This is a genomic window from Streptomyces sp. NPDC018031 (assembly GCF_044327625.1).
Taxonomy (GTDB): Bacteria; Actinomycetota; Actinomycetes; order Streptomycetales; family Streptomycetaceae; genus Streptomyces.
Window position 1 is genome coordinate 238786 of the sequence record NZ_JBIRFT010000005.1, and the last position, 19420, is coordinate 258205.

Consider the following 19420-nt stretch of genomic DNA (forward strand, 5'->3'; position numbering starts at 1 on the left):
GAGTCGATGCGCATCCGGTCACCCCTTTCGGTCACAGCCCCCGTCGCCGGTGGCAGTGTGGCGAACTGTGCGGTTCAGCGAAGCGCGGCGATGACCGGTGCGAAGTTCTCCATGTTGTATTCCATGACCGTGAAGTAGGTGAAACCGAAGCGTTCGCGGCGCTCCCTGATTTGTTGCGCCATATCCGCGGGGGTTCCGACCAGCACGCTGGGCGCCTCCTCGGGCCCGTGCTCGGCGTCGGGCGGCAGTGGCGCGAACCTGTCGGGCAGCGTGGTGCGTTCGGAGGGCGGAATCACCTGCTGCACCATGAGATTCAGCTCCACGGCGTCGGCGCGGTCACCGAGCAGGCCGCGCACGTAGCCGACCCGTTCTTCCACCTGTGCGATTCCGGCCAGGTGGAGTTCGTCACCGGCGGTGTTGGCCCAGCCTCCGGGGAAGGCGATGACGTCGGCCTGCGCGGCGGCCAGCCGCAGCAGCCGGTCGCCCCAGCCCGCGATGAGCAGTGGTGGCCCGGACGGCTGGGCCGGCCGCGGCTGCCAATCCGTGTCCGCGAAAAGCCGACGCAGCGTGGTGACCGTCTGTTCCAGCTGGTCGACCCGCCTTCCGCCGCTGGGGAAGGGTATCTCCGCGGTGTCGAACTCGGCTTTCACATAGCCCGCGCCGAGCCCGAGTTCCAGACGCCCGTCGACGAACCGGTCGGTGCTCGCCACGTCCCGCGCGAGCAGGGCGGGGTTGTAGAACGGCGTGTTCAGCACGAACGTGGTAAGCCGTACCCGTTCGGTCGCTTCGGCCGCGAGCATTATCGAGGGAAACGGCGCCGGGAATTCCAGATGATCGGCCACCCCGACCACATCGAAACCGAGTTCCTCGGCTCTGCGGCACTTCGCGCTCCACTCGCGCCTCGAACCGGCGACGAACATGTTGACACCGAATCGGAAAGGTCTCTGTAAAGACATTATGCCTGTATAGCACACGATGATTCTGTCGTCATCCGGTTGGGTGGGGCGACGTCAATCGGCTATCTCTCGGGGTCTTTTCGGCGATGTCGCGTCGCTATGTGTGGCCGTGCGCGGCAGCCGAAATGGTGACTGGGCGCCACATATGCGTAAGCCTCGGATAGGAACGGGTCTGCGCGGATCGCGTACCAGCCGGGCGATTGCCCGTGCCGTCCGGTGCCGAGGCCGCGGCGGTGGGAACGGCGCCGAACGCCGCCATGAAACCGGGATTCGTGAACCCCTCCGTGGCAACCGGGTCGGGAACCGGTCCGCGGGCCGATCCGTTGTCGATGACGGAGATGAATCCCGGCCGGACGTGTGCGGGCCGACGGCGTTCGGACCTCACCGAACCCCGTGGTGATGCTCGTCGGCGAAGGTGAGGCGATGGTGGATCCGGCCTGCGGCGGGACCGGGGGCGGGGTATGCGGACCGGTCGTCTCCGCGCCCACCGCCTCGAGGTTGCCCGCCGGGGCCGACGGGGAGTGCTTTGCCGCGAGCGACTCGCGCTTCACCACGGTCCGAAAAACCCGGAGAATTCGACCATTTCGCCGGGATTCCACCCTGCCCGACCGGCGGAACCGACTCGGCCACCCGGCAGCTGATGACCGACACAGCCGCCTCGGCCCGGCCGAAACGGCGAGGCTAGACTTCGGGTCAATGTTTCGTAAAGCCAGGTACGGCGCGGGGGAGCCCCGCACAACACGATTGGGTAGCCAGTGCTTCTGAAAACCTTCGGCTGGTCGTTCGCGGTCACCGCGCTCGGCCTGGTGGCAGCGGTGATCTACGGGGGGTGGACCGGCTTCGGGATCGTGGCGATCCTGTCCATCCTCGAGATCTCGGTGTCCTTCGACAACGCCGTGGTCAACGCCGGGATCCTGAAGAAGATGAATGCCTTCTGGCAGAAGATCTTCCTCACCATCGGCGTCCTGATCGCGGTCTTCGGCATGCGCCTGGTCTTCCCGGTCGTGATCGTCGCCATCAGCGCCAAGATCGGTCCGATCGAAGCGGTACGGCTCGCGCTCGACGACAAGGACAAGTACGAGCAGCTGGTGACCGACGCCCACCCGTCGATCGCCGCCTTCGGTGGCATGTTCCTGTTGATGATCTTCCTCGACTTCATCTTCGAGGACCGGGAGATCAAGTGGCTCGGCTGGCTGGAGCGCCCGCTCGCCAAGCTCGGCAAGGTCGACATGCTCTCCGTCTGCGTCGCGCTCATCGTGCTGCTGGTCTCCGCGATGACCTTCGCCACCCAGGCCCACCAGCACGGCGGTGTCCATGCGGACAAGGCGGAGTCCGTCCTGATCGCCGGCGTCGCGGGCTTGATCACCTACCTGATCGTCGGCGGCCTCTCCGGCTACTTCGAGAACAAACTCGAGGAACAGGAGGAGCGCGAGCACGAGGCCGAGGAAGAGGCCAAGGCGAGCGGCAAGAAGGTCCCGGCGATCGTGATGGCCGGCAAGGCCGCGTTCTTCATGTTCCTCTACCTGGAGGTCCTGGACGCGTCCTTCTCCTTCGACGGCGTCATCGCCGCCTTCGCGATCACCAACGACATCGTCCTGATGTCGCTCGGCCTCGGCATCGGCGCGATGTACGTCCGTTCGCTCACGGTCTACCTGGTCCGCCAGGGCACCCTCGACGACTACGTCTACCTGGAGCACGGCGCGCACTACGCGATCGGCGCCCTCGCCGTGATCCTGCTCGTCACCATCCGGTACGAGATCCACGAGGTCATCACGGGCCTCATCGGCGTCGTGCTGATCGGCTGGTCCTTCGTCTCCTCGATCCAGCGCAACCGCCGACTGGCGGCTGCCGAGGGAGGGGACACGGGGTCCAAGGAGAGGGCTGAGGTCTCTTCCGGCGTCTGACCGGACCGCCGGCGCGGGCCGCAGGGCCCCCGTCGGCCGGACGGGACCGACGCGGAGTGGGGCCAGGGCGAAAACCCGCCCTGGCCCCACTCCGGGATCCGGCGGTCCGGTGTGCAACGGCCGGTCGGCACCGGCCTGCCGCCGGCGCCGGTGTGCCCCTGCCGGGCCGGCTCGCGCACCCGGCGCGTTCCGCTGACCCCGGGTCGGGCTCCGGGGGTTCCGGCCGTGTTCGTCCCGGCCCCTCCAGCACGCCCGCAGCCCCTGCCGCGTCCGCCGGGTCCGCCCGCCCGGCCGGCACGGGCACACGCCGCGTTCAGACGGCGGCGGTGAGGGCCTCGAACTCCTCGTCGTCCAGTCGCACCAGCGCGGCGTCGGTGTTCTCCTCCAGGTGGGCGACGCTGGAGGTGCCCGGGATCGGGAGTATCACCGGGGAGCGGCGCAGCAGCCAGGCGAGGGCGAGCTGCGCGGGGCTCGCCTGGTGCAGCCGCGACGCGGCGTCCAGCGGGCCGCCGGGCCGGGCGAGTTCGCCGGTGGCGATCGGGAACCAGGGGATGAAGGCGATGTTCTCGGCCTCGGCGTGACGGAGGACGTCCTCCGCCGACCGGTTCGAGAGGTTGTAGAGGTTCTGCACGGAGACGATGTCAGCGTGCGTGCGGGCCTCCTTGAGTTCCTCGACCGTCACCTCGGACAGTCCGAGGTGACGGAGCTTGCCCTCCTGTTGCAGCAGGGTCAGCACGCCGAGCTGCTCGGCCAGCGGCACCTCCGGGTCGATACGGTGCAACTGGTACAGGTCGATGCGTTCGAGTCCGAGGTGGCGCAGGCTCAGCTCCACCTCCTGACGCAGGTACTCGGGTCGGCCGTTGGTGCGCCAGTCATCCGGGCCCGGACGCGTCAGGCCGCCCTTGGTGGCGATGACCAGGTCGTCCGCGTACGGGTGCAGAGCCCTGCGGATCAGCCGCTCGCTGACGTACGGGCCGTAGGCGGCTGCCGTGTCGATGAAGGTGACGCCCAGCTCGACCGCTCGGCGCAGGACCCGGACGGCCTCGTCCGGATCACGGGGTTCGCCCCAGACGCCGGGACCGGTCAGCTGCATGGCGCCGTAACCGAGACGGTTCACCGGTAGGTCGCCACCGAGGGCGAAGGTACCGGAGGCGTCGGCGGGACGTGTGGTGGGCTGCGTGCTCAACATCAATCCTTCAGGGTCGGATACCGAAAGGGACGCCGGTCGCAGCGGGCTCTGCACACCTGTGCGGTGCCCGGCGACCTCACCGAGCATGCCCTGACCTCCGGGCATCGGAAACGGGTGGAGCAGCCGGCCGCCCAGGCCCGTCCCGGGTGCGGACGTGTCCCTGCCCGGCGTGCTTCCTGCCGCCTTTGTCACCGTTCCGCAACAGACGTGAACCGCCTCGGCAGATGCCCCGTAGAGCCCGGTGTGCGCGGCTTGACGGCCGCGGCGATACGGAGCGAGGGAAGGAAACGACATGGCCGGCGGCAACATCCGGATCAGCCCGGACGAGATGCGCGAGGCGGCGACCTGGCTGCAGACCCAGAAGGAACTGATGCAGCAGAGCCTCCTCGAGGCCAACACCAAGATGGACGAAATGGTCGAGGCGGCCTACGCGACCCCGGGCTCCGAGACCAAGTTCCGCCCGTTCTGGGAGGAGTACAAGAACGGCACCCAGGAGGCGATCGAGGGCCTGAACGGTGTCAGCGAGTTCATCAAGAAGGTCGCCGAGGCGTTCGTCACCACCGACGACCAGACCTCCGGAGCCATCGGCTGACGTGCCTTCCCGTCCGGTCCCGCCCTTCGGTGGCGGGACCGGACGGAACACGAGGACGACGGGGCCGTCCCCAGCGGGACGGACCGCACGGTGAGGCACGACCCCGGCTACCCGCCGGGATCCACCTGACCCGGACGGTGCCCCGTCGCAACGGAGGGCTCCCTCCCCGGCCGCGGCCGGGGAGGGAGCCCTCCGCTGTGGGGCCTCAGCTCCCGGCCGGCGGCAGCACCGTCTCGGGGACCTGCACGGTGCGCAGCACCCCGTCGCCCAGGTGCAGGATCGCCCGGCCCGGGCGGGCGGCGCCCAGCCGGCTGCGGGGCACCTTGACGCCGATCAGATCGCCGTCGCTCATGTTCTGCGGCTTCAGCAGCAGCCCGCACCGGTTGCGGCGGGCCTCGGTGTGCCAGCCGGAGAACCCGGAGGCGAGGCGCTCGGTCTGACCGGCGATCACCAGGCCCCGGCCGGCCTCGGTACCGGCCTTGGCGATCTCCGTGAGGACGGGCTCGGCCTTCGTCTTCAGCAGCAGGTCGGCGTCGTCCAGGAGCACCACGGCCCCACCGGGCGAGGTGGCCAGCGCCTCCTCCAGAGCAGTGGGGTCGATGTCGGACTCGCCGAACACCGCGAGCACGCCGGGGCGTCCGGCCAGGTCCCGCAGCGGCGACCGGGCAGGCGCCCCGACCACGACCGGGGTGCCGGCCGACAGCAGCGACAGCGCGACCGTCGCCAGCACGGTGCTGCGCCCGGACCGGGCCGGGCCCGCCACCAGGAAGGTGGGGGTCACCGAGAAGTCCGGCCCGTAGGCGGCCAGTTCGTCGCCGCCGACGCCGACCGCCGCCCACCGGGGGTGCGGCCACGGCCGCGGTGCGTAGCCGGCCGCCTGCTCCCAGGTGAGCCGGTCCGGCAGGGTGTCGACCCGGAACGGCCGGGTGGAGGCCGGCAGGTGAGCCGACCGGTCACGGCACTGCGCGGCGATCTGCTGGAGCGCCGCCGCCTGCGCCTGGCCTTCCGGGTTCTCCTTGAGGAGCGCGATCTGCACCTCCGCCTTGTCGGCGGCGCGGAACGCACGGCCCGGCGGGATCTCGTCGGGCACGTTCCGCTGGATGATGCCGATCATTCCGTAATCGGACTTCTCGTTCAGCTTCAGCACGAGCTTGTCCTCGGTGGAGCTGTTGACCCGGCTGGAGAACAGGGCCCGGTCGCCGGTCATCACCAGGTGGATGCCGACGCTCGCACCGTCCCGGAGCAGGGTCAGCACGGAGCTCAGCAGATTCCCGGAGTCGTACTCGCCGAGCTGCTTGTCGAAGACCTCCCACCGGTCGAGGAACAGCACGATGTGCGGCGGCCGTTCGTCCTCCGGCAGGGCGCGGCGGAGCTCCGGCAGGTCGGCGCTGCCGCGGGCGGCGAGCATCTCCTGCCGCCGGGTGAGTTCCCCGGTCAGCCGGGCGAGCAACCGGGCTACCCGGTCTGGCTGGGCGCGCTGGGTGACGGCGCCGCAGTGCGGCAGCCCCTCCATGGCCAGCAGAGCGCCGTTGCCGCAGTCGATGCCGTACAGGTGCAGCTGGGCGGGGGAGTGGGCCTGGGCCAGCATGCCGGCGAGCGTGCGCAGCGTCTGCGACCGCCCCTGCCGGGGCGAGCCGATGATGTGCAGGTGCCCGAGCGTCGCCGGGTCGATCACCAGGGGGAGCCGGGCCTGCTGTGCGGGCAGGTCCACCACGCCGTACGCGACGGGCGCGAGGTCGTAGTCCGAGGGCGGGGCGGGCGGCAGTTCGCCGACGACGAGCCGCTCGGGCAGCGGCGGCAGCCAGGGGCTGTGCTGCGCGGGAATGCGCATCTCCCGGTCCGCCTCGCGGATCGCCTTCACCAGCCCGGTGAGGTCGGTCTCCACCTCGGCGGGGGCGGCCGCGGCCCGGGGCCGCGGCGGGAGCGGCTCGCCGATCCGCTCCCAGTCGACCACCACCGCCCAGGGTGCCGGCAGCGAGGTGGCCGCGGCGCCCGGCCGGCGGCCGCCGACCCGGCCGGACTGGAACGGCACCAGGGAGTTCTGGCCGAGCCGCACATAGGCACGGCCGGGCGTGCTCTGCGCGATGCCGGCCGCCTCGGGGGAGTTGATGACGTCCTGGCTCTCGCCGGAGTCGGTCACCCGGAGCGCGATGCGCAGGTTGGTGTTGGCGCGGATCTCCGAGGAGACGACGCCGCTGGGGCGCTGCGTCGCCAGGATGAGGTGGATGCCGAGGCTCCGGCCCCGCTGCGCGATGTTGACCAGGCCCTTCACGAAGTCCGGCAGGTCGCGCACCATCGAGGCGAACTCGTCGATGACGATCAGCAGCCGGGGCATCGGGGCGCGGCCCGCCGGGTTCCGCTCCAGCAGCTCGACGTAGTCCTCGATGTCCTTGGCGCCGGCCGCGGCGAGGATGTGCTCGCGCCGGGTCAGCTCCGCGGTCAGCGACACCAGGGCCCGCTCGACGAGGTGGGCGTCGAGGTCGGTGACCATGCCGACGGTGTGCGGAAGGTGCACGCAGTCCTTGAACGCGGAGCCGCCCTTGTAGTCGACGAGGACGAACGTCATCGCGTCCGGGCGGTTCGCCACCGCGAGCGAGGCGACCAGCGTCTGGAGGAGCTCGGACTTGCCGGAGCCGGTGGTACCGGCGACCAGCCCGTGCGGGCCGTCACGCCGCAGGTCCAGGAAGAACGGGCCGTCCAGGGAGACCCCGACGGCCGCCCGGGTCGAGCGGCCCCCGGCCGACCAGCGCGCCCGGATGGCGTCGGCCTGCGGCGGGTCGAGGGCGAGCACGTCGAGCAGCCGCGCGGAACCGGGAAGCACCGCGGCCTCGTCGCCGTCCTCGCCCGGGTCCCGCAGCGGGCCCATCGCCCGGGCCAGCGAGCGGCACCAGTCCAGGGACACCCCGTCGGGCCGGACACTCCCGACGGTGCCCCTCCCGGAGCGCCCCACCCGCACGGTTCCGCCGGGCTCCTCGACGACCACGGCGTTGCACTCCTCGGGCAGCAGCCGCTCCTCGGCGTCCAGGCAGACCGCGCGGACGCCGACGGACGGGCCGTCGCGGAGGATCTGCGCCACGCCGGGCAGCGAACGCAGCCTGCGGGCTCCGTCGAGGACGACGAGCACGTCGGGTCCGGCGGGCCGGCTCCGCCGGTCCTCCCGTCCGGCGCGCTCGGCGATCAGCGCGGTCAGTTCGGCGACCCGCCGGGCGCAGGACTCCGCGCCGTGGCCGATGCCGGCCAGGGTGTCACCGGACTTCTTCCGCACATGCGGCAGCCAGCGCAGCCACGACCAGCCGTCCCGGCCCGGGCCGCCGATCGTCAGCAGGTGGATCTGGAGGTCCCGGGGGCTGTGCAGGACGGCGGCCTGGGCGACCGTCCACCGTGCCACGGCGCGCGCGGCCGGGCCCTCGCCGGCGATTCCCAGCACGTCGTGCTCGCGCAGCGGGACGGTCACCGGGACGTCGTACGCGGTCCACGGGTCCTGACGGCGGTGTTCGTCCTTGGTCGGGTCCTGGAGCACCACGTCGGAGGGCAGGTCGGCGGTCCCGATGCGCAGTTCCAGGAAGTCGGCGTCCGAGGTGCGGCGTTCCCACAGGCGCTGCCGGGGGCCGACGGCGGTCAGGACGACCTCGGCCGGGTCCGGGAAGCCGCGGCGCCGGGCGGTGCGCTCGGCCGCCAGCGCCTGCATCGCGTCACCCTCGATACGCGTCTTCTTCTCCTCGTAGGCGGCGACCGCCTCGGAGTGGGAATGGCGCCCGTCGCGCCGGTTCATCAGGTAGTTGCCGAGGATCGCGACCGGGGAGAGCAGCCCGAACAGCAGCATCGTCAGGCGGTCGAAGATCAGCACCCCGGCCACCGCCATCACCAGCGGGACGGCCGCGGCGATCCACGGGAGCGACCGGGTGGCGGGTGGCGTGGGCGGGGCGGGCAGGGTGAAGCGGGTGGCGTTCTCGGCCGGCCGCAGCCGCGGCGGCCGGTTGTAGTCCCAGCCGGTGCCGTCCTCCGACGGCTGCACGGCGGCGTCCGGCCGCTGGGGCCGGGCGAGTTCGAGCAGGCAGCCGCCGACGAGGAGTTGCGCGCCGGCTGTCCAGGCGGTGGCCTCGGCGAGGTCCTCGCGGTCCAGCTGCGGGGTGCCGCCGTCCGGCGCGGCCGGGTCGGGCGCCACGCGGCAGCGTCCGCCGGGGCCCACCGTCAGGACGGCGAACGGACGGTCCGGTATGACGCGCGTCACCTGGGCGGTCCCGTCGCGGGCCACCCCGATCCGGTACTCGCCGATGTCGAGCCGGTGCACCGCGCCCGCCCCGTTACCGCCGACCGCACGGACCTCCACCAGCCCGTCCGGCTCGGCCGACGCGGTGCCCGCCGGGCACCCCAGGCCCACGATGGCCGCGTGGTGCAGAGGCGAGTCCCGCAGCCGCATGTCCGCGGGCAGCAACCGGTCGCCGGCGTACAGGCCGAGACCCTCCGGGGGCCGGTGGACGCCGCCCGCTCCGGCCAGCGCCTGAGCGACGGCGCCGACAGGGGTGTCGGGGTCGGCGTCGAGGTGGACGTCGAACGCGTCACCGTCCCCTTCGACCACGGTCAACATCAACGACACGAGACGTCCTCCAGCCGGCGTGAATGCGTCAGGCGCGGGAGCTCCTCGGCGGCCCCCGTGCCACTGACCGGACCTACGGAGCCCGGCCGCGGATGGTTCACGGACGCGCCGGTGAACCGTCCGCGGCCGCGCCCCGTAGTGGCTTTCGGGGGTGCGCCGGGCCGCGAGCGGTCACCGTGCCCCGCACTTTCGACCGTCCCGGCTCCGCCGCCGGGAAGTCCCGACGAGGAGTCAGAAGATGATCTTGTACGTGCTGGCCGTGGTGCTGGGGCTGGCGCTGATCGGGGCGGTCGCCGCGCTGGTCGTCACCGAGTGGCGGTCCCGCCCGCCGAAGCCCGCCGCCGCCTCGGCCGCCGTCGTGGCGCGGGAGGCGCTGGACATGGTCGACGCGGGCCTGCGCCGGCTGACGGGCGAATGCCTGCGCTCCGGCCGGCCGCTGCCCGACCTGTACGCCGTCGTCTACTCCGAGCAGCGGCTCGGACTCCTGCTGGCCGGCCCGGAGGAGACCGCCCCCGCGCCCTGGACCGCCGAGGCGGACGGCGAGCGCTGGCTGGTCTCGCCCGACGACCTGCACCGCCCGGGTCCGGAGGGCGAACCGGCCCTGCCGTATGCGCTGACGGTGACGGTGGGGCTGGCCGGGCCCGACCGGGTGCTGGTCGACCTCTCCCGGGCGGCGGGGCCCGTCTCCGTGGCGGGCCCGGAGCAGGAGGTGCGCAGCCTGGTGCGGGCCGTCGTCGCCGAGACCCTCTCCAGCCCGGTGGGGGCCCTCGCCGAGGTCACCCTGGTGGGATCCCTGGCCGGCGACGGGCTCGTCGCCGCCGACATGCCGCGGACCTCGCGGCTGCACACCGCCGCCACCCTGGAGGAGGCGTTCGTCAGGGCGGCTTCGGCGGGCACCGGACAGCCGGCGCCCGGAGCGTCCGACGTCACCCAGATCTACCGGCTCATCGAGGGCCGCAGCCGGATCGCCGTCCAGGACGAGGCACCGCACCTGTTCGTCGTGGACGCCTCGCAGCTCCCGCGGCGGGAGGGGGCGTTGGACCGGCTGCGGCGCGGTGACGCGCTGCTGGTGCTCGGCGACGCGCCCGCGGGCTGGCGCTGGCGCGTCGGTACGGGCGGATCGCTCGACACCGGACCGCTCGGCCTGGCGATCACCCGGCACGTGGGGCGTTTCGGGTGAGTCTCACCCGGCGTCCCGGTCGCGGCCGCCTGCCCGCATCCCGCGGCTGTGCAGCGCCTCCCGCAGGGCGCGGGCGGCGTAGTGCGTCCGCGACTTGACCGTGCCCGGCGGCACGCCGAGGACCCTGGCCGTCTGGTTGACGCCGCGCCCCAGGTAGTGCACGTGCAGCAGGACCTCGCGCTGCGGTGGCCGCAGGTCCCGCAATGCCTCGAAGAGCACCTGAGAGGTGAGGAGGTGGTCCACGTCGTCGGACACCGGAAGGTGGGTGAGCTCCGGGTCGCCGGTCTCCGGCGGTCTGGCCTGGCGGGCCCGGTGAGCGTCGATGACGAGGTTGCGCAGGACGGTGAACAGCCACGGCCGCGCCGACTCCGCGGTCGGATCGAGCTCCCCGGCGTGGTGCCAGGCGCGGATCGCGACCTCCTGGAGGGCGTCCTCGGCGCGGTGCCAGTCGCCCTCCAGGCGCCGTGCGGCGAACTGCAGCAACGCGTTGCCGTGTAACTGGTAGACCGCTTCGAGGAACTCGTCGGGGCGGAGTTCCGTGGTGCGGGGCCGGGATATCGGGTCTTCGGTCGAAGTGCTCGCTGACAAGGCCGTTTCCTCTCCGGTCGGCTGTGGGGCAGACGAGTTCAGCCGGCTGCGGGAGAGCCGGCCGGCGCCGCCGCGAGCGTTCGTGCGCTCGGTGCGGCGTGAGCGCCGGCACGCGGCAGGGGTGAGCGCCCCCGCCGGCGCCGACGCCGTTCCGGCGGCCGCGGCGGGTCTTTCGGGGGCGCGTTCCGGCAGGGCGCGACGCGGGGCCGAGCCGTGCTCCGTCGCGGGTCCCGGCTCGCTGTGCGCCTGCCCCGCCGGTGGCGGCCGGCGCCCATGGCGACGGTGTCGACGCCGCGGTCAGTCCGGTTCGCGGGCGGACAGCGACCGCACCTCGTCGGGCGTCAGTTCCCGGTCGTAGACGTGCACGTCGGCGATGTCGCCCATCCAGTGACTGGCCGTCTGACCTTCGACCGTGCTGCGTCCGATCGCCACCGTGCCCGTGGGTTCCCCTTCCTCGGAGGCCACGCCGGCTCCCGCGAGCCGGCCGTCCACGTAGATCCGCACCCGGTGGTCCTGCCGGCTGTACGTGCCGGTGAGGTGGTACCAGCGGCCGGGCTGCGGCTGCTCGGTGTTCTCCGCGACGGTACGGGCACCGGGGAAGCTGAACACGAAGGTCCGGTCCGGGCCGGCGTACTGGAGGGAGAAGGCGCTGACCTGATCGCCGTCCTGGGACAGGGCGGTGTGGAAGCCGTCCATGCCCTCGGGGGCGAGCCGCACCCGTGCGGCCACCGAGTAGTCCGCGCCGGCGGTGTCGATCCGGAAGTCGGTGTCCGCGTATCCGCTGCTCCCGTCCAGCCCCAGGGCGCCGCCCCCCGGCCCGTCGGTCCACTCCGCGCCGCCGACGACGGAGGCGTCGTGCTCACCCGCCTTCGCGGTGCCGGACCCGTGCAGGGGCCACCACGCGACGCCGCGCAACGAGTCGGCGTCGGCGCCCGGGTTCGGCGAGGCCGGTTCCGCCCCGGCCCGCTCCTTCCCGGACTCTCCCGCTCCGTCACCGCCGACCAGCTGGACGACGGTGAAGGTCAGCGCGACGGCCAGGACGGCGATCGTGGTGATGAGCGTCCATCGGCGGGTCATGAATCTCTCCCGGGCGTGGGGCGTAAAGAGGTCACTGGTGATCACTTGTCCGATCTGGAAGCGGTTCGGCGTACGGTCCGCGGGGTGAGAGGCGAGGGCGGCGCCGGGCGGTGGAGCACCGCCGTCGGGAGGTTCCGGCGGCACGGGCCGTCGTCCGGCGACCGTTCCGGGACGTCCACGACGTGCTCGCCCGCTACCGCCGGCTGCCCCCGCCGCTCACCTGTGGGATGCACGGCGCGCGGGGTCCTGGCGGCCGGTCCGGGCACGGTGGCGGCGCCGGAGTCCGGGGCTTTCCGGTACGCGGCCGGGGACTCGGCGGCGCCGGCGGGCACGGTCCCGGCCACCTGTCCCTCGGGGAGGTCCGCCGGCTCCCGGCGCGCACGCGGAAGACCCGGCGAACGGTTCCTCGGCCCACCGGCCGGGCGTCGCGTCGGTCAGCTGGTCCCGCTGTCCCCGGGAACGGCGTCCTGGGGCGTGGTGTGCCAGTTGGTGACGATCGGCTTGTCGACGGTGATGCTGCCGGTGTCCAGGCTGACCGGGTCGGTCAGGTCCTCCTGGCTCACCGCGACGATGATCGCGTTCAGCTCCTTGCCGTCATCGGTGTTGGTGGTCTTGGGGTTCACCCCGGCGTAGGCGGTGGTGGCGCCGCTCAGTTCGATCGGCTCGCCGACGGACTGCTGGGCCGGCCCCGCTTCGGTGCCGTCGGAGCCGAACGCCACCACCGGATGCTCGGCCGGAAGGGTGCAGGTGATGCCCTCGTTGGCCTTCACCGAGACGAGGATGTAGCCCCCGGCCTGGGTCTCGGACGAGGCGTTCCACGTCAGGTCGTTGGTGCCGCAGACCTGCCCGTAGCCGCTCTTGTCACCGCTCCCGGTGCCGCCGCCGTCGGACGCGCTGCCGCTGTTGCCGGACGTCCCGCTGCCCCCCGTCGAACCGCCGCTCTCCGCCCCTGCCGAGGTGCCCTTGGAGCCGGGGTCCTTGGCGTCGCCGCCCGCGCCGCCGTCGGCTTCCTTCCCCTGGCCCGCGGACTGCGCCGCGCCGGACGGGGACGAAGCGCCGGTGGAACCGTCCCCGTCCTCGCAGGCGCTCAGCGACAGGACGGCGGCCAGCGCCATGGCGGCCAGTGCGGGCGTGCGGATGAGGTTCTTGCGCATGGGTGCTCCCCCGTGGGTTCGGACTGCTTCAGCCGGTCAGGGCCCCGGTCACGCGCCCTGCCGGCATTCAGCTTCGAAGACCGGGTTGGCGTTCCGCTAACGGACGGCTAATGCGGTGCACCAACGCACCGCGGTGCGCGTGCCGCCCACCGCGTCACCGGTCCGGCACGGCGACCGCGCCGTGCCGTCCGTGCCGTCCGTGCCGTCCGGGTCGCGCCGGCGACGGACGGCGGCCCCGACGCACGGCGCGACGCGCCGCCCGGGCCACGGCCGCTAGGAGGTGAGCCAGCGGCGCAGGAGCCTGCTCACGGTGGGCATCGCGACGTACGTCATGAGCACGTTGAAGACGCAGGCGACGATCGCGCTGCTGAGCAGGAGGGGGAGTCCGGTCAGGTGCGGCATGAGGAACCGACTCCCCAGCACCGAGATCGGGTAGATCGCCAGGGTCGCGCTGATGGCCATCTTCCACCGGGGCGGCGCAGGCCGTGTCGAGCCCGGCTTGGCGAACCAGGTCTCCATCCCGGTCAGGGTGCGCCGGGCGATCTCCGTGTGGTGGTGCCCCTCGCAACCGTCGAACCAGGCCGCCCGCTCGGGAGACTCCTGCCAGGCCCGGCATGCCTCCGAGTCCCGGAAGCGGTGGACGAGGAACCAGGGGGCGTCGCCGCCGGAGGAGCGGAAGAGCCCGTATCCGAGATGGCCCGGGAAGGCGGCGGCGCTCTCCAGGATGCCCTTCGCCCACTGCTCGAAGGCGGCTTCGTAGCCGGGCTCCACCCGGCGGGCTATGAGGAGGGTCACCTCGCCCGAGTCGGCGGGGACGGTGGCGTGCTCAAGGCTGACGGCGGTCAACACAGACTCCCATGATCTCACCGCGCCCGGCCGTACTCTACGCACTGTCCGCCGTGAGCGGTGACCTCAGCGCCCGAGCCGGGCGTCGAGCCACTGCACCACCTCGGGGGTCACCGGGTCGGTGATGTCGGCGAACTCCTGGTGCTTGGTGAGGAACTTGGCCACGTACGGGCAGACCGGGACGATCCGCAGGCCGGCGGAGCGGACGTCGGTCAGGGCCTGCTCGACGAGGACCGAGGCGAGTCCCCGGCCGGCGTAGGCGTCGTCGATCTCGGTGTGGAAGAAGACCCGCCGGTCGTCGCGGTCGCGGTACGCGGTCAGGCCGGCGCGCTCGCCGTCGACGAGGATCTCGTAACGGTGGCGGGCGTCGGCGCGACGGACGACGGGGGTGGTGGGCTGCTCGCTCATGGCGGTCCTTCGGGTGCGGGCGCTGCGCGGTACGGGGTTTCGGTCCGGTGCGCGGCTCAGCGGCGGGCGGGGTTCCTGCGGGGCGCGATGACGGCGTTCGGCAGGGCGGGGGCGGGCAGCCGGTCGCCGGGGTAGCCGTCGACGCTGCCGAAACGGTCGGAGGACCGCTCCCACGCCTCTCGCGCCTCGACGATGTCCTGGTGGCTCCGGCCGATGAAGTTCCACCACATCACGATCTCCTCCTCGAACGGCGGGCCGCCGAGGAGGACCGTCCGGGCCGGGCCGTCGGACGAGTTGGCGAGGGTGAGCGTGGTGCGGCCGGGGGCGGCGTAGCCCAGCTCGGCGGGGCGGAGAGGGGTGCCGTCGAGGCGGACGTCGCCCTCGTCGACGAGCAGGCCGTGTTCGAAGTCCGGGTCGATGTCGAGGGTGACGGTGGCACCGGCGTCGATGAGGACCTCGGCGCCCAGGAGCGGGGTGAAGGTGCGGACCGGGGAGGTCTCGCCGGCGAGCGTGCCCAGGAAGACCCGCAGTTCCGCCCCGTCGACCCGGAGCGGCTCGGGAGCGTGGTGCTGGAAGTCGCGCGGGGCGTGCCGGTGTTCGCCGGGGAGGGCGACCCAAAGCTGGACGCCGTGCAGCACGGTGGTGGCGGGGGTGGAGACCTCGGTGTGGCTGATGCCGTGCCCGCCGGTCATGAGGTTGATCTCGCCCGGGCGTACGAAGGCGTGGGTGCCCAGGCTGTCGCGGTGCTCGATCTCCCCTTCGAACAGCCAGCTGACGGTCTGCAGGCCGGTGTGCGGGTGCGGGGCGACGTCCATGCCGCCGGATTCCGCGACCCGGTCGGGGCCGTAGTGGTCGGCGAAGCACCAGGCGCCGATGAGTGTCCGGGCCCGCTGCGGCAGCGTGCGCCGCACGGTCATCGCCCGCGGTCCGCCCAGCGGGACGTCCCGGGCGGTGAGGATGCCGATCTCCGTGTCGCCCATTTCCCAGCGCCTCTCCACCCGTGTAGTTTCACTTTCAACAAGTATGGGTGATCACAGTCCTGATGGCAACAGGCGAAGGAGCACACGGTGAGCGAGACGCTACAGGCCACGGCGGCCCCCCGGGCCACCGGCCGGATCCACCTCGACAAGCAGAGTCCCGCCGCGTACCAGGCTCTGGTGAAGACCGCCGACGCCGTGCGCGCGACGGCCGCCGAGGCCGGCCTCGACCGGATCCTGGTCGAGCTGGTCAACCTCCGCGTCTCCCAGCTCAACGGCTGCGCCTTCTGCCTCGATGTGCACACCCGTGCCGCGCTGCGGGCCGGTGAGACCACCCGGCGCCTGGGCGTGCTGGCCGCCTGGCGCGACACCGGGCTGTTCACCGCCCGCGAGCGTGCGGCCCTCGCCCTCGCCGAGGCCACCACCCATCCCGCCGACGCCCTCGCCCAGGAGCGGGCGTACGAAGCGGCGCGCGAGGTGCTGGACGACGACGCGATCTCCGCCGTGATCTGGGCGGCCATCGCCATCAACGCCTTCAACCGCGTCTCGATCCTGAGCAAGCACCCGGTACGCGAGGCCCCCAACCGCTGACACCGGCCGGCCCGAAGCTGCGCCGGACGCGGGGCCCGTCCGGCGGGCGGGCCCGGGGGGTGCCGCGGGCTGCGGGCTCATCGGCATGCTGCCGGGGTCCCCAAGGACGGGCCCCGGCCGTCGGGCCGGACGACCACGCCGTGGGTCACTCCCGCGGCGGACCGGCCACGAAGATCCACCCGGCGGCCGACGGCGACGGCCGGTCCGGCGTTCGTGCCGACCGCCGGACAGACGGGCGACGCACCCGCCGTCGCGGACCCGCACGTCCCGGCGCGTCCCTCACCGTTCACAGCCGACGAAGTCGATCAGCCCTGCGGGCGGCTTGAGGGCCCGCAACTTCCGGCAGTCCCGCACCCAGTCGGGGTCGGCGCTGTCGTCCAGGACCGGAAGCAGGTCGAGCGCCGGGTCGAGGCGGGAGCGGTCCCGATGGAAGACGCTGATGACGACGAAATCGGAGGCGGGTTCTCCGCTCCACACCGCCGCAGCCCAGCCGTTCCAGCACTTGTACCGCCCGAGGAACGGTGCGCCGGGATCTACCGGTCCCGTGATGAGCTTGCTGATCTCCTGCCGCATGCCGTCTTCGGGAGGACAGGCCGCTTCCTTCGCCGGATCGGCCTTCGCGGGGCCGGGCTTCGGGGGAGGGTTCCAGACGTACGACTTGAGCACCTTCTCGACATGGTAGAGATCGCTGATCTCCACGGCTGCCGTCGGCCGTCCGTCGGTCCCGCCCCAGGGGGTGAATTCGATTCCCGCCGCGGTGTACAACCCGCCCTTGAGCTCGGCCTTGCTCTGGCCCCCGATCTCGTCCACCTCCGCGATCTTGTATCCCGGGGTGATGTCGAGATAGGGGCCGGCCACACCGTAGATCTTCGTGCCGATGCGCAAGCCCGCCTTGGCGGTCCCTTCCAGGGCGAAAGTCGGACCCTTGTGCAGCGTGAACTCGTTCTCGAAGGACGCGATGGGGGTCTTCCGGCCGCTCCGCCATTCCATTCCCGCGGTCAGCTCGGCCTTCTGGCCGAGGTCGAAGGACAGGTCGGACTTGAGCGTGCCTTCCAAGGTGGCCACCATGGAGACCTCCATGGCGACGACCACCGGAACGGGCCCGACCGGAAGCGTGAAGGCCGCCACCCTGACCGGGGGTTCGGGCTCCCGGAACTTGAAGGCGCACTTGTTTCGCTCGCCGGCCGGCATGTGGACCTGGATACGGGCGCTTTCCTTGAGCGTGAACGCGTACCTGACCTGGTGGACTCCCGACCAGTCCCAGTCCGCGGAGAACTCCCCCAGGCGGGGCTGCTGTCCGCCGAGGCTGATCTGCTGCAAGGGCTTGCTGGTCAGCGCCGCGGAACACTCGAAGTCGAGCTTGTTCTCGATGAGGGTCCCTCTCCGGAGCAGTGCGGAGAGGGTGAAGGTACCGTCACCGCCGGTCTGCACGCCGGGCCCCGGGTCTTCAGCCTTCCGCACCTGAGTGCCGGCGCCGTCGGCCCCGCCGCGCAGGAACAGCGCCTTGGAAGCACCCGCCGGTCCGGACCGCGGGGAGTCCGGGCGGACGTCGCGAAAGTCGAACCGAGCCTTGGGCAGGGCATCCCGAAGCGTCGCGGGCTTCGTGTCGACGACGAGCCTTCCCCGGTCATCGCGCCGGGTTGCCGCCACACGCCGGATCAGCCCCTCCGGGGTCTTCGGTCCGATGCCGGTGACGATGACATCCCCCACGGCCAGCTTTCCGGCAGGAGCGGATGCACGGTCGAACACCAGCCGGCCGTCGGTGACATCGCCGACCAGCCCCAGCCGAGACGCGTCCAGAACCTTCGTCGTGTGCGGCACGACGTTGGCGTAGACCGCCTCGGCGGATTCCGTGCGGCCCGCCTTCACGGACACGGTGACCGTCGCATGCATCGGGTACACGTCGGCGACCGTGCCCCGAGCGGGGCCGACCTCGAGCGTGTACCGCCCCGCAGGGACGTCATCGAACGTCCGACTGACCGTCACATGACGCTGGAAGCCGTCCGGACCCCGTACCGTGACATCGGCCGAGGCCCCCTTGGGCAGCTCCTTCACCACTACCGAAAGAGCGCCGCGCTGCTCGTCCGACCACCATCGGTACCCGGCGACCAGCCCACCCGCCGTGATCACGGCAGCCAGGATCAGGGCCACCGCCCTGGCCCTGCCACCGGGCGGCAGGAGCCTTGTCCAACGCGTCATGCGGTTCCCTCTACTCACGCAACTGCTGCGGCAGTTGGCGGACATGTGCGGAGCAGCGTACCGGGGCGCACGGAGGAGAAGGCCCCATAGCCGGGCGTGGCCAACCACTGCGTCTGGGACGCCTCCGCGGCCCACCCGGACAGGGCGGGCCGGCTCCCCCGGCGATCACTGGGCCGCTGACCTCCGGCACCTTCCGAGCCGGCTCCGAGCCGGCTCCGGGGCAGGGGAAGCACCGGCCAGCCGGGCGCGGGCACGCCGCCTCGGCCCGGGGTGCGGGCCGAGGCGGCGTGGCGGCTGCGAGGCGGCTCGGTCAGGGGCCGGCCAGCCGGTCCTCGATCAGCTTACTGAACTCCTCGTACGAGCCCGGCGCGACCTTGTCGCCGTCGACGAAGAACGTCGGAGTGCCCTGTACACCGAGACCCAGCCCGTCGCGCTGGTCCGCTTCGACGCGTTCTGCCGTGGCGGGGTCTTCGAGGTCGGTGTCGAAGCGCTTCATGTCCAGGCCGAGCTGCTTCGCATAGCCGCGGAAGACGTCCTCCTTCGACTCCCGCGCCTCACCCCACTCGGCCTGGGTGGTGAACAGCTTGCTGTACATCTGCTCGAACTTCCCCTGCCGCGCCGCGGCCTCCACGGTGCGTGCGGCGAGATCACCGTTGTGGTGGCCGGGCATCGGGAAGTAGCGGGCGACGAACGTGACGCGGTCGCCGTACTCCTCGCGCAGTTTCTCCACCATCGGATAGGCCGCACCGCACCCCTCGCACTCGAAGTCGAGGAATTCCACCACGGTCAGCTCGCTCCGCTCGGGCTGCGTCAGCCGGTGGCTGGAGGGGCGTACGGGTCGCGCGTCGGCGGCGGGCTCGATGTCCGGCCCCGCGTTGCGCGGGCTGTTGGGAGAGAACAGCAGGAAGGAACCGAAGGCGGCGGCCAGTGCGGCCACCATCACAGCGGCGACGATCAAGTGTTTCTTCATGATTCCTCGGTTGTCGGGTGGGGGTGTGCGTCGTTGGTCGAGTGAGGCGGGGGAGCCCCTTCGGGCCCGTGCCACCGGGGTGTTTCGGCTGTTTGCGCGCGTCATCGCCGGGGCGGAAGGTCCGGTCCGGGCTTCGCACGGCACGCGCCGGACGTGTCCGATGGGCGTGGCCGCGATCCGGCCGGCCGGGAA

Annotated in this window: 15 protein-coding genes; 4 read left to right on the forward strand and 11 right to left on the reverse strand. The window is 72.3% G+C overall.

What is annotated here, in order from left to right; genetic code table 11:
- Positions 1 to 74 precede the first annotated feature (74 nt).
- A complete protein-coding gene (locus tag ACH4B3_RS15640; RefSeq protein ID WP_398463369.1) occupies positions 75 to 956 on the reverse strand; it encodes an LLM class F420-dependent oxidoreductase in 882 nt (293 codons plus the stop codon).
- 755 nt (positions 957 to 1711) lie between these two features.
- On the opposite strand from ACH4B3_RS15640, the gene ACH4B3_RS15645 reads away from it, so the two are divergent.
- Positions 1712 to 2860, forward strand: a complete 1149-nt coding sequence (locus ACH4B3_RS15645; RefSeq protein ID WP_398463370.1) for a DUF475 domain-containing protein — start codon at positions 1712 to 1714, stop codon at positions 2858 to 2860.
- Positions 2861 to 3173: 313 nt separating this feature from the next.
- Here ACH4B3_RS15645 and ACH4B3_RS15650 read toward each other — a convergent pair whose 3' ends face one another.
- Positions 3174 to 4046 (reverse strand): aldo/keto reductase, encoded by an 873-nt coding sequence (locus ACH4B3_RS15650; RefSeq protein WP_398463371.1) that lies wholly within the window; start codon positions 4044 to 4046, stop codon positions 3174 to 3176.
- Between the two features lie 295 nt (positions 4047 to 4341).
- Between ACH4B3_RS15650 and ACH4B3_RS15655 the strand changes: the two genes are divergently transcribed.
- Positions 4342 to 4641 carry a WXG100 family type VII secretion target gene (locus ACH4B3_RS15655; RefSeq protein ID WP_398463372.1) on the forward strand — a complete coding sequence of 100 codons (300 nt, stop codon included), beginning with the start codon at positions 4342 to 4344 and terminating at the stop codon, positions 4639 to 4641.
- A 205-nt stretch (positions 4642 to 4846) separates the two neighbouring features.
- On the opposite strand, the gene ACH4B3_RS15660 is transcribed toward ACH4B3_RS15655, so the two are convergent.
- The gene (locus ACH4B3_RS15660) at positions 4847 to 9229 is read right to left on the reverse strand and encodes an FtsK/SpoIIIE domain-containing protein (RefSeq protein WP_398463543.1); all 4383 of its coding nucleotides are present in this window, start codon (positions 9227 to 9229) and stop codon (positions 4847 to 4849) included.
- Positions 9230 to 9476: 247 nt separating this feature from the next.
- Here ACH4B3_RS15660 and ACH4B3_RS15665 point away from each other — a divergent pair, with 247 nt between their 5' ends.
- On the forward strand, positions 9477 to 10418 hold the full coding sequence (locus tag ACH4B3_RS15665; RefSeq protein WP_398463373.1) for a hypothetical protein: 942 nt from the start codon (positions 9477 to 9479) through the stop codon (positions 10416 to 10418).
- Positions 10419 to 10421: 3 nt separating this feature from the next.
- Here the strand turns inward: ACH4B3_RS15665 and ACH4B3_RS15670 are convergent, their stop codons facing one another.
- From ACH4B3_RS15670 to ACH4B3_RS15695, 6 genes are all read right to left on the reverse strand, one after another.
- Positions 10422 to 11006: a sigma-70 family RNA polymerase sigma factor gene (locus tag ACH4B3_RS15670; RefSeq protein WP_398463374.1), complete on the reverse strand. Its 585-nt coding sequence runs from the start codon at positions 11004 to 11006 to the stop codon at positions 10422 to 10424.
- Between the two features lie 297 nt (positions 11007 to 11303).
- Complete coding sequence (locus ACH4B3_RS15675) at positions 11304 to 12083, reverse strand: LamG domain-containing protein (RefSeq protein ID WP_398463375.1); 780 nt, start codon at positions 12081 to 12083, stop codon at positions 11304 to 11306.
- A gap of 434 nt (positions 12084 to 12517) precedes the next feature.
- The gene (locus ACH4B3_RS15680) at positions 12518 to 13237 is read right to left on the reverse strand and encodes a DUF4232 domain-containing protein (protein WP_398463376.1); all 720 of its coding nucleotides are present in this window, start codon (positions 13235 to 13237) and stop codon (positions 12518 to 12520) included.
- A gap of 273 nt (positions 13238 to 13510) precedes the next feature.
- On the reverse strand, positions 13511 to 14083 hold the full coding sequence (locus ACH4B3_RS15685; RefSeq protein ID WP_398463377.1) for an antibiotic biosynthesis monooxygenase: 573 nt from the start codon (positions 14081 to 14083) through the stop codon (positions 13511 to 13513).
- A 66-nt stretch (positions 14084 to 14149) separates the two neighbouring features.
- Positions 14150 to 14491 carry a GNAT family N-acetyltransferase gene (locus ACH4B3_RS15690; protein ID WP_398463378.1) on the reverse strand — a complete coding sequence of 114 codons (342 nt, stop codon included), beginning with the start codon at positions 14489 to 14491 and terminating at the stop codon, positions 14150 to 14152.
- A gap of 56 nt (positions 14492 to 14547) precedes the next feature.
- Positions 14548 to 15471, reverse strand: a complete 924-nt coding sequence (locus ACH4B3_RS15695) for a pirin family protein (RefSeq protein ID WP_398463379.1) — start codon at positions 15469 to 15471, stop codon at positions 14548 to 14550.
- Between the two features lie 87 nt (positions 15472 to 15558).
- On the opposite strand from ACH4B3_RS15695, the gene ACH4B3_RS15700 reads away from it, so the two are divergent.
- Complete coding sequence (locus tag ACH4B3_RS15700) at positions 15559 to 16059, forward strand: carboxymuconolactone decarboxylase family protein (RefSeq protein ID WP_398463380.1); 501 nt, start codon at positions 15559 to 15561, stop codon at positions 16057 to 16059.
- A 279-nt stretch (positions 16060 to 16338) separates the two neighbouring features.
- Here the strand turns inward: ACH4B3_RS15700 and ACH4B3_RS15705 are convergent, their stop codons facing one another.
- Positions 16339 to 18258: a hypothetical protein gene (locus tag ACH4B3_RS15705; protein WP_398463381.1), complete on the reverse strand. Its 1920-nt coding sequence runs from the start codon at positions 18256 to 18258 to the stop codon at positions 16339 to 16341.
- 310 nt (positions 18259 to 18568) lie between these two features.
- A complete protein-coding gene (locus ACH4B3_RS15710; protein ID WP_398463382.1) occupies positions 18569 to 19228 on the reverse strand; it encodes a DsbA family protein in 660 nt (219 codons plus the stop codon).
- Positions 19229 to 19420: the final 192 nt, after the last annotated feature.

What these genes read in the sequence shown, in the direction of transcription:
- ACH4B3_RS15655 (WP_398463372.1), top strand. Translation starts at nt 4,342, where the DNA reads ATGGCCGGCGGCAACATCCGGATCAGCCCGGACGAGATGCGCGAGGCG.
- ACH4B3_RS15675 (WP_398463375.1), bottom strand. Translation starts at nt 12,083, where the DNA reads ATGACCCGCCGATGGACGCTCATCACCACGATCGCCGTCCTGGCCGTC.
- ACH4B3_RS15695 (WP_398463379.1), bottom strand. Translation starts at nt 15,471, where the DNA reads ATGGGCGACACGGAGATCGGCATCCTCACCGCCCGGGACGTCCCGCTG.
- ACH4B3_RS15690 (WP_398463378.1), bottom strand. Translation starts at nt 14,491, where the DNA reads ATGAGCGAGCAGCCCACCACCCCCGTCGTCCGTCGCGCCGACGCCCGC.
- ACH4B3_RS15680 (WP_398463376.1), bottom strand. Translation starts at nt 13,237, where the DNA reads ATGCGCAAGAACCTCATCCGCACGCCCGCACTGGCCGCCATGGCGCTG.
- ACH4B3_RS15705 (WP_398463381.1), bottom strand. Translation starts at nt 18,258, where the DNA reads ATGACGCGTTGGACAAGGCTCCTGCCGCCCGGTGGCAGGGCCAGGGCG.
- ACH4B3_RS15665 (WP_398463373.1), top strand. Translation starts at nt 9,477, where the DNA reads ATGATCTTGTACGTGCTGGCCGTGGTGCTGGGGCTGGCGCTGATCGGG.
- ACH4B3_RS15710 (WP_398463382.1), bottom strand. Translation starts at nt 19,228, where the DNA reads ATGAAGAAACACTTGATCGTCGCCGCTGTGATGGTGGCCGCACTGGCC.
- ACH4B3_RS15660 (WP_398463543.1), bottom strand. Translation starts at nt 9,229, where the DNA reads ATGTTGACCGTGGTCGAAGGGGACGGTGACGCGTTCGACGTCCACCTC.
- ACH4B3_RS15640 (WP_398463369.1), bottom strand. Translation starts at nt 956, where the DNA reads ATGTCTTTACAGAGACCTTTCCGATTCGGTGTCAACATGTTCGTCGCC.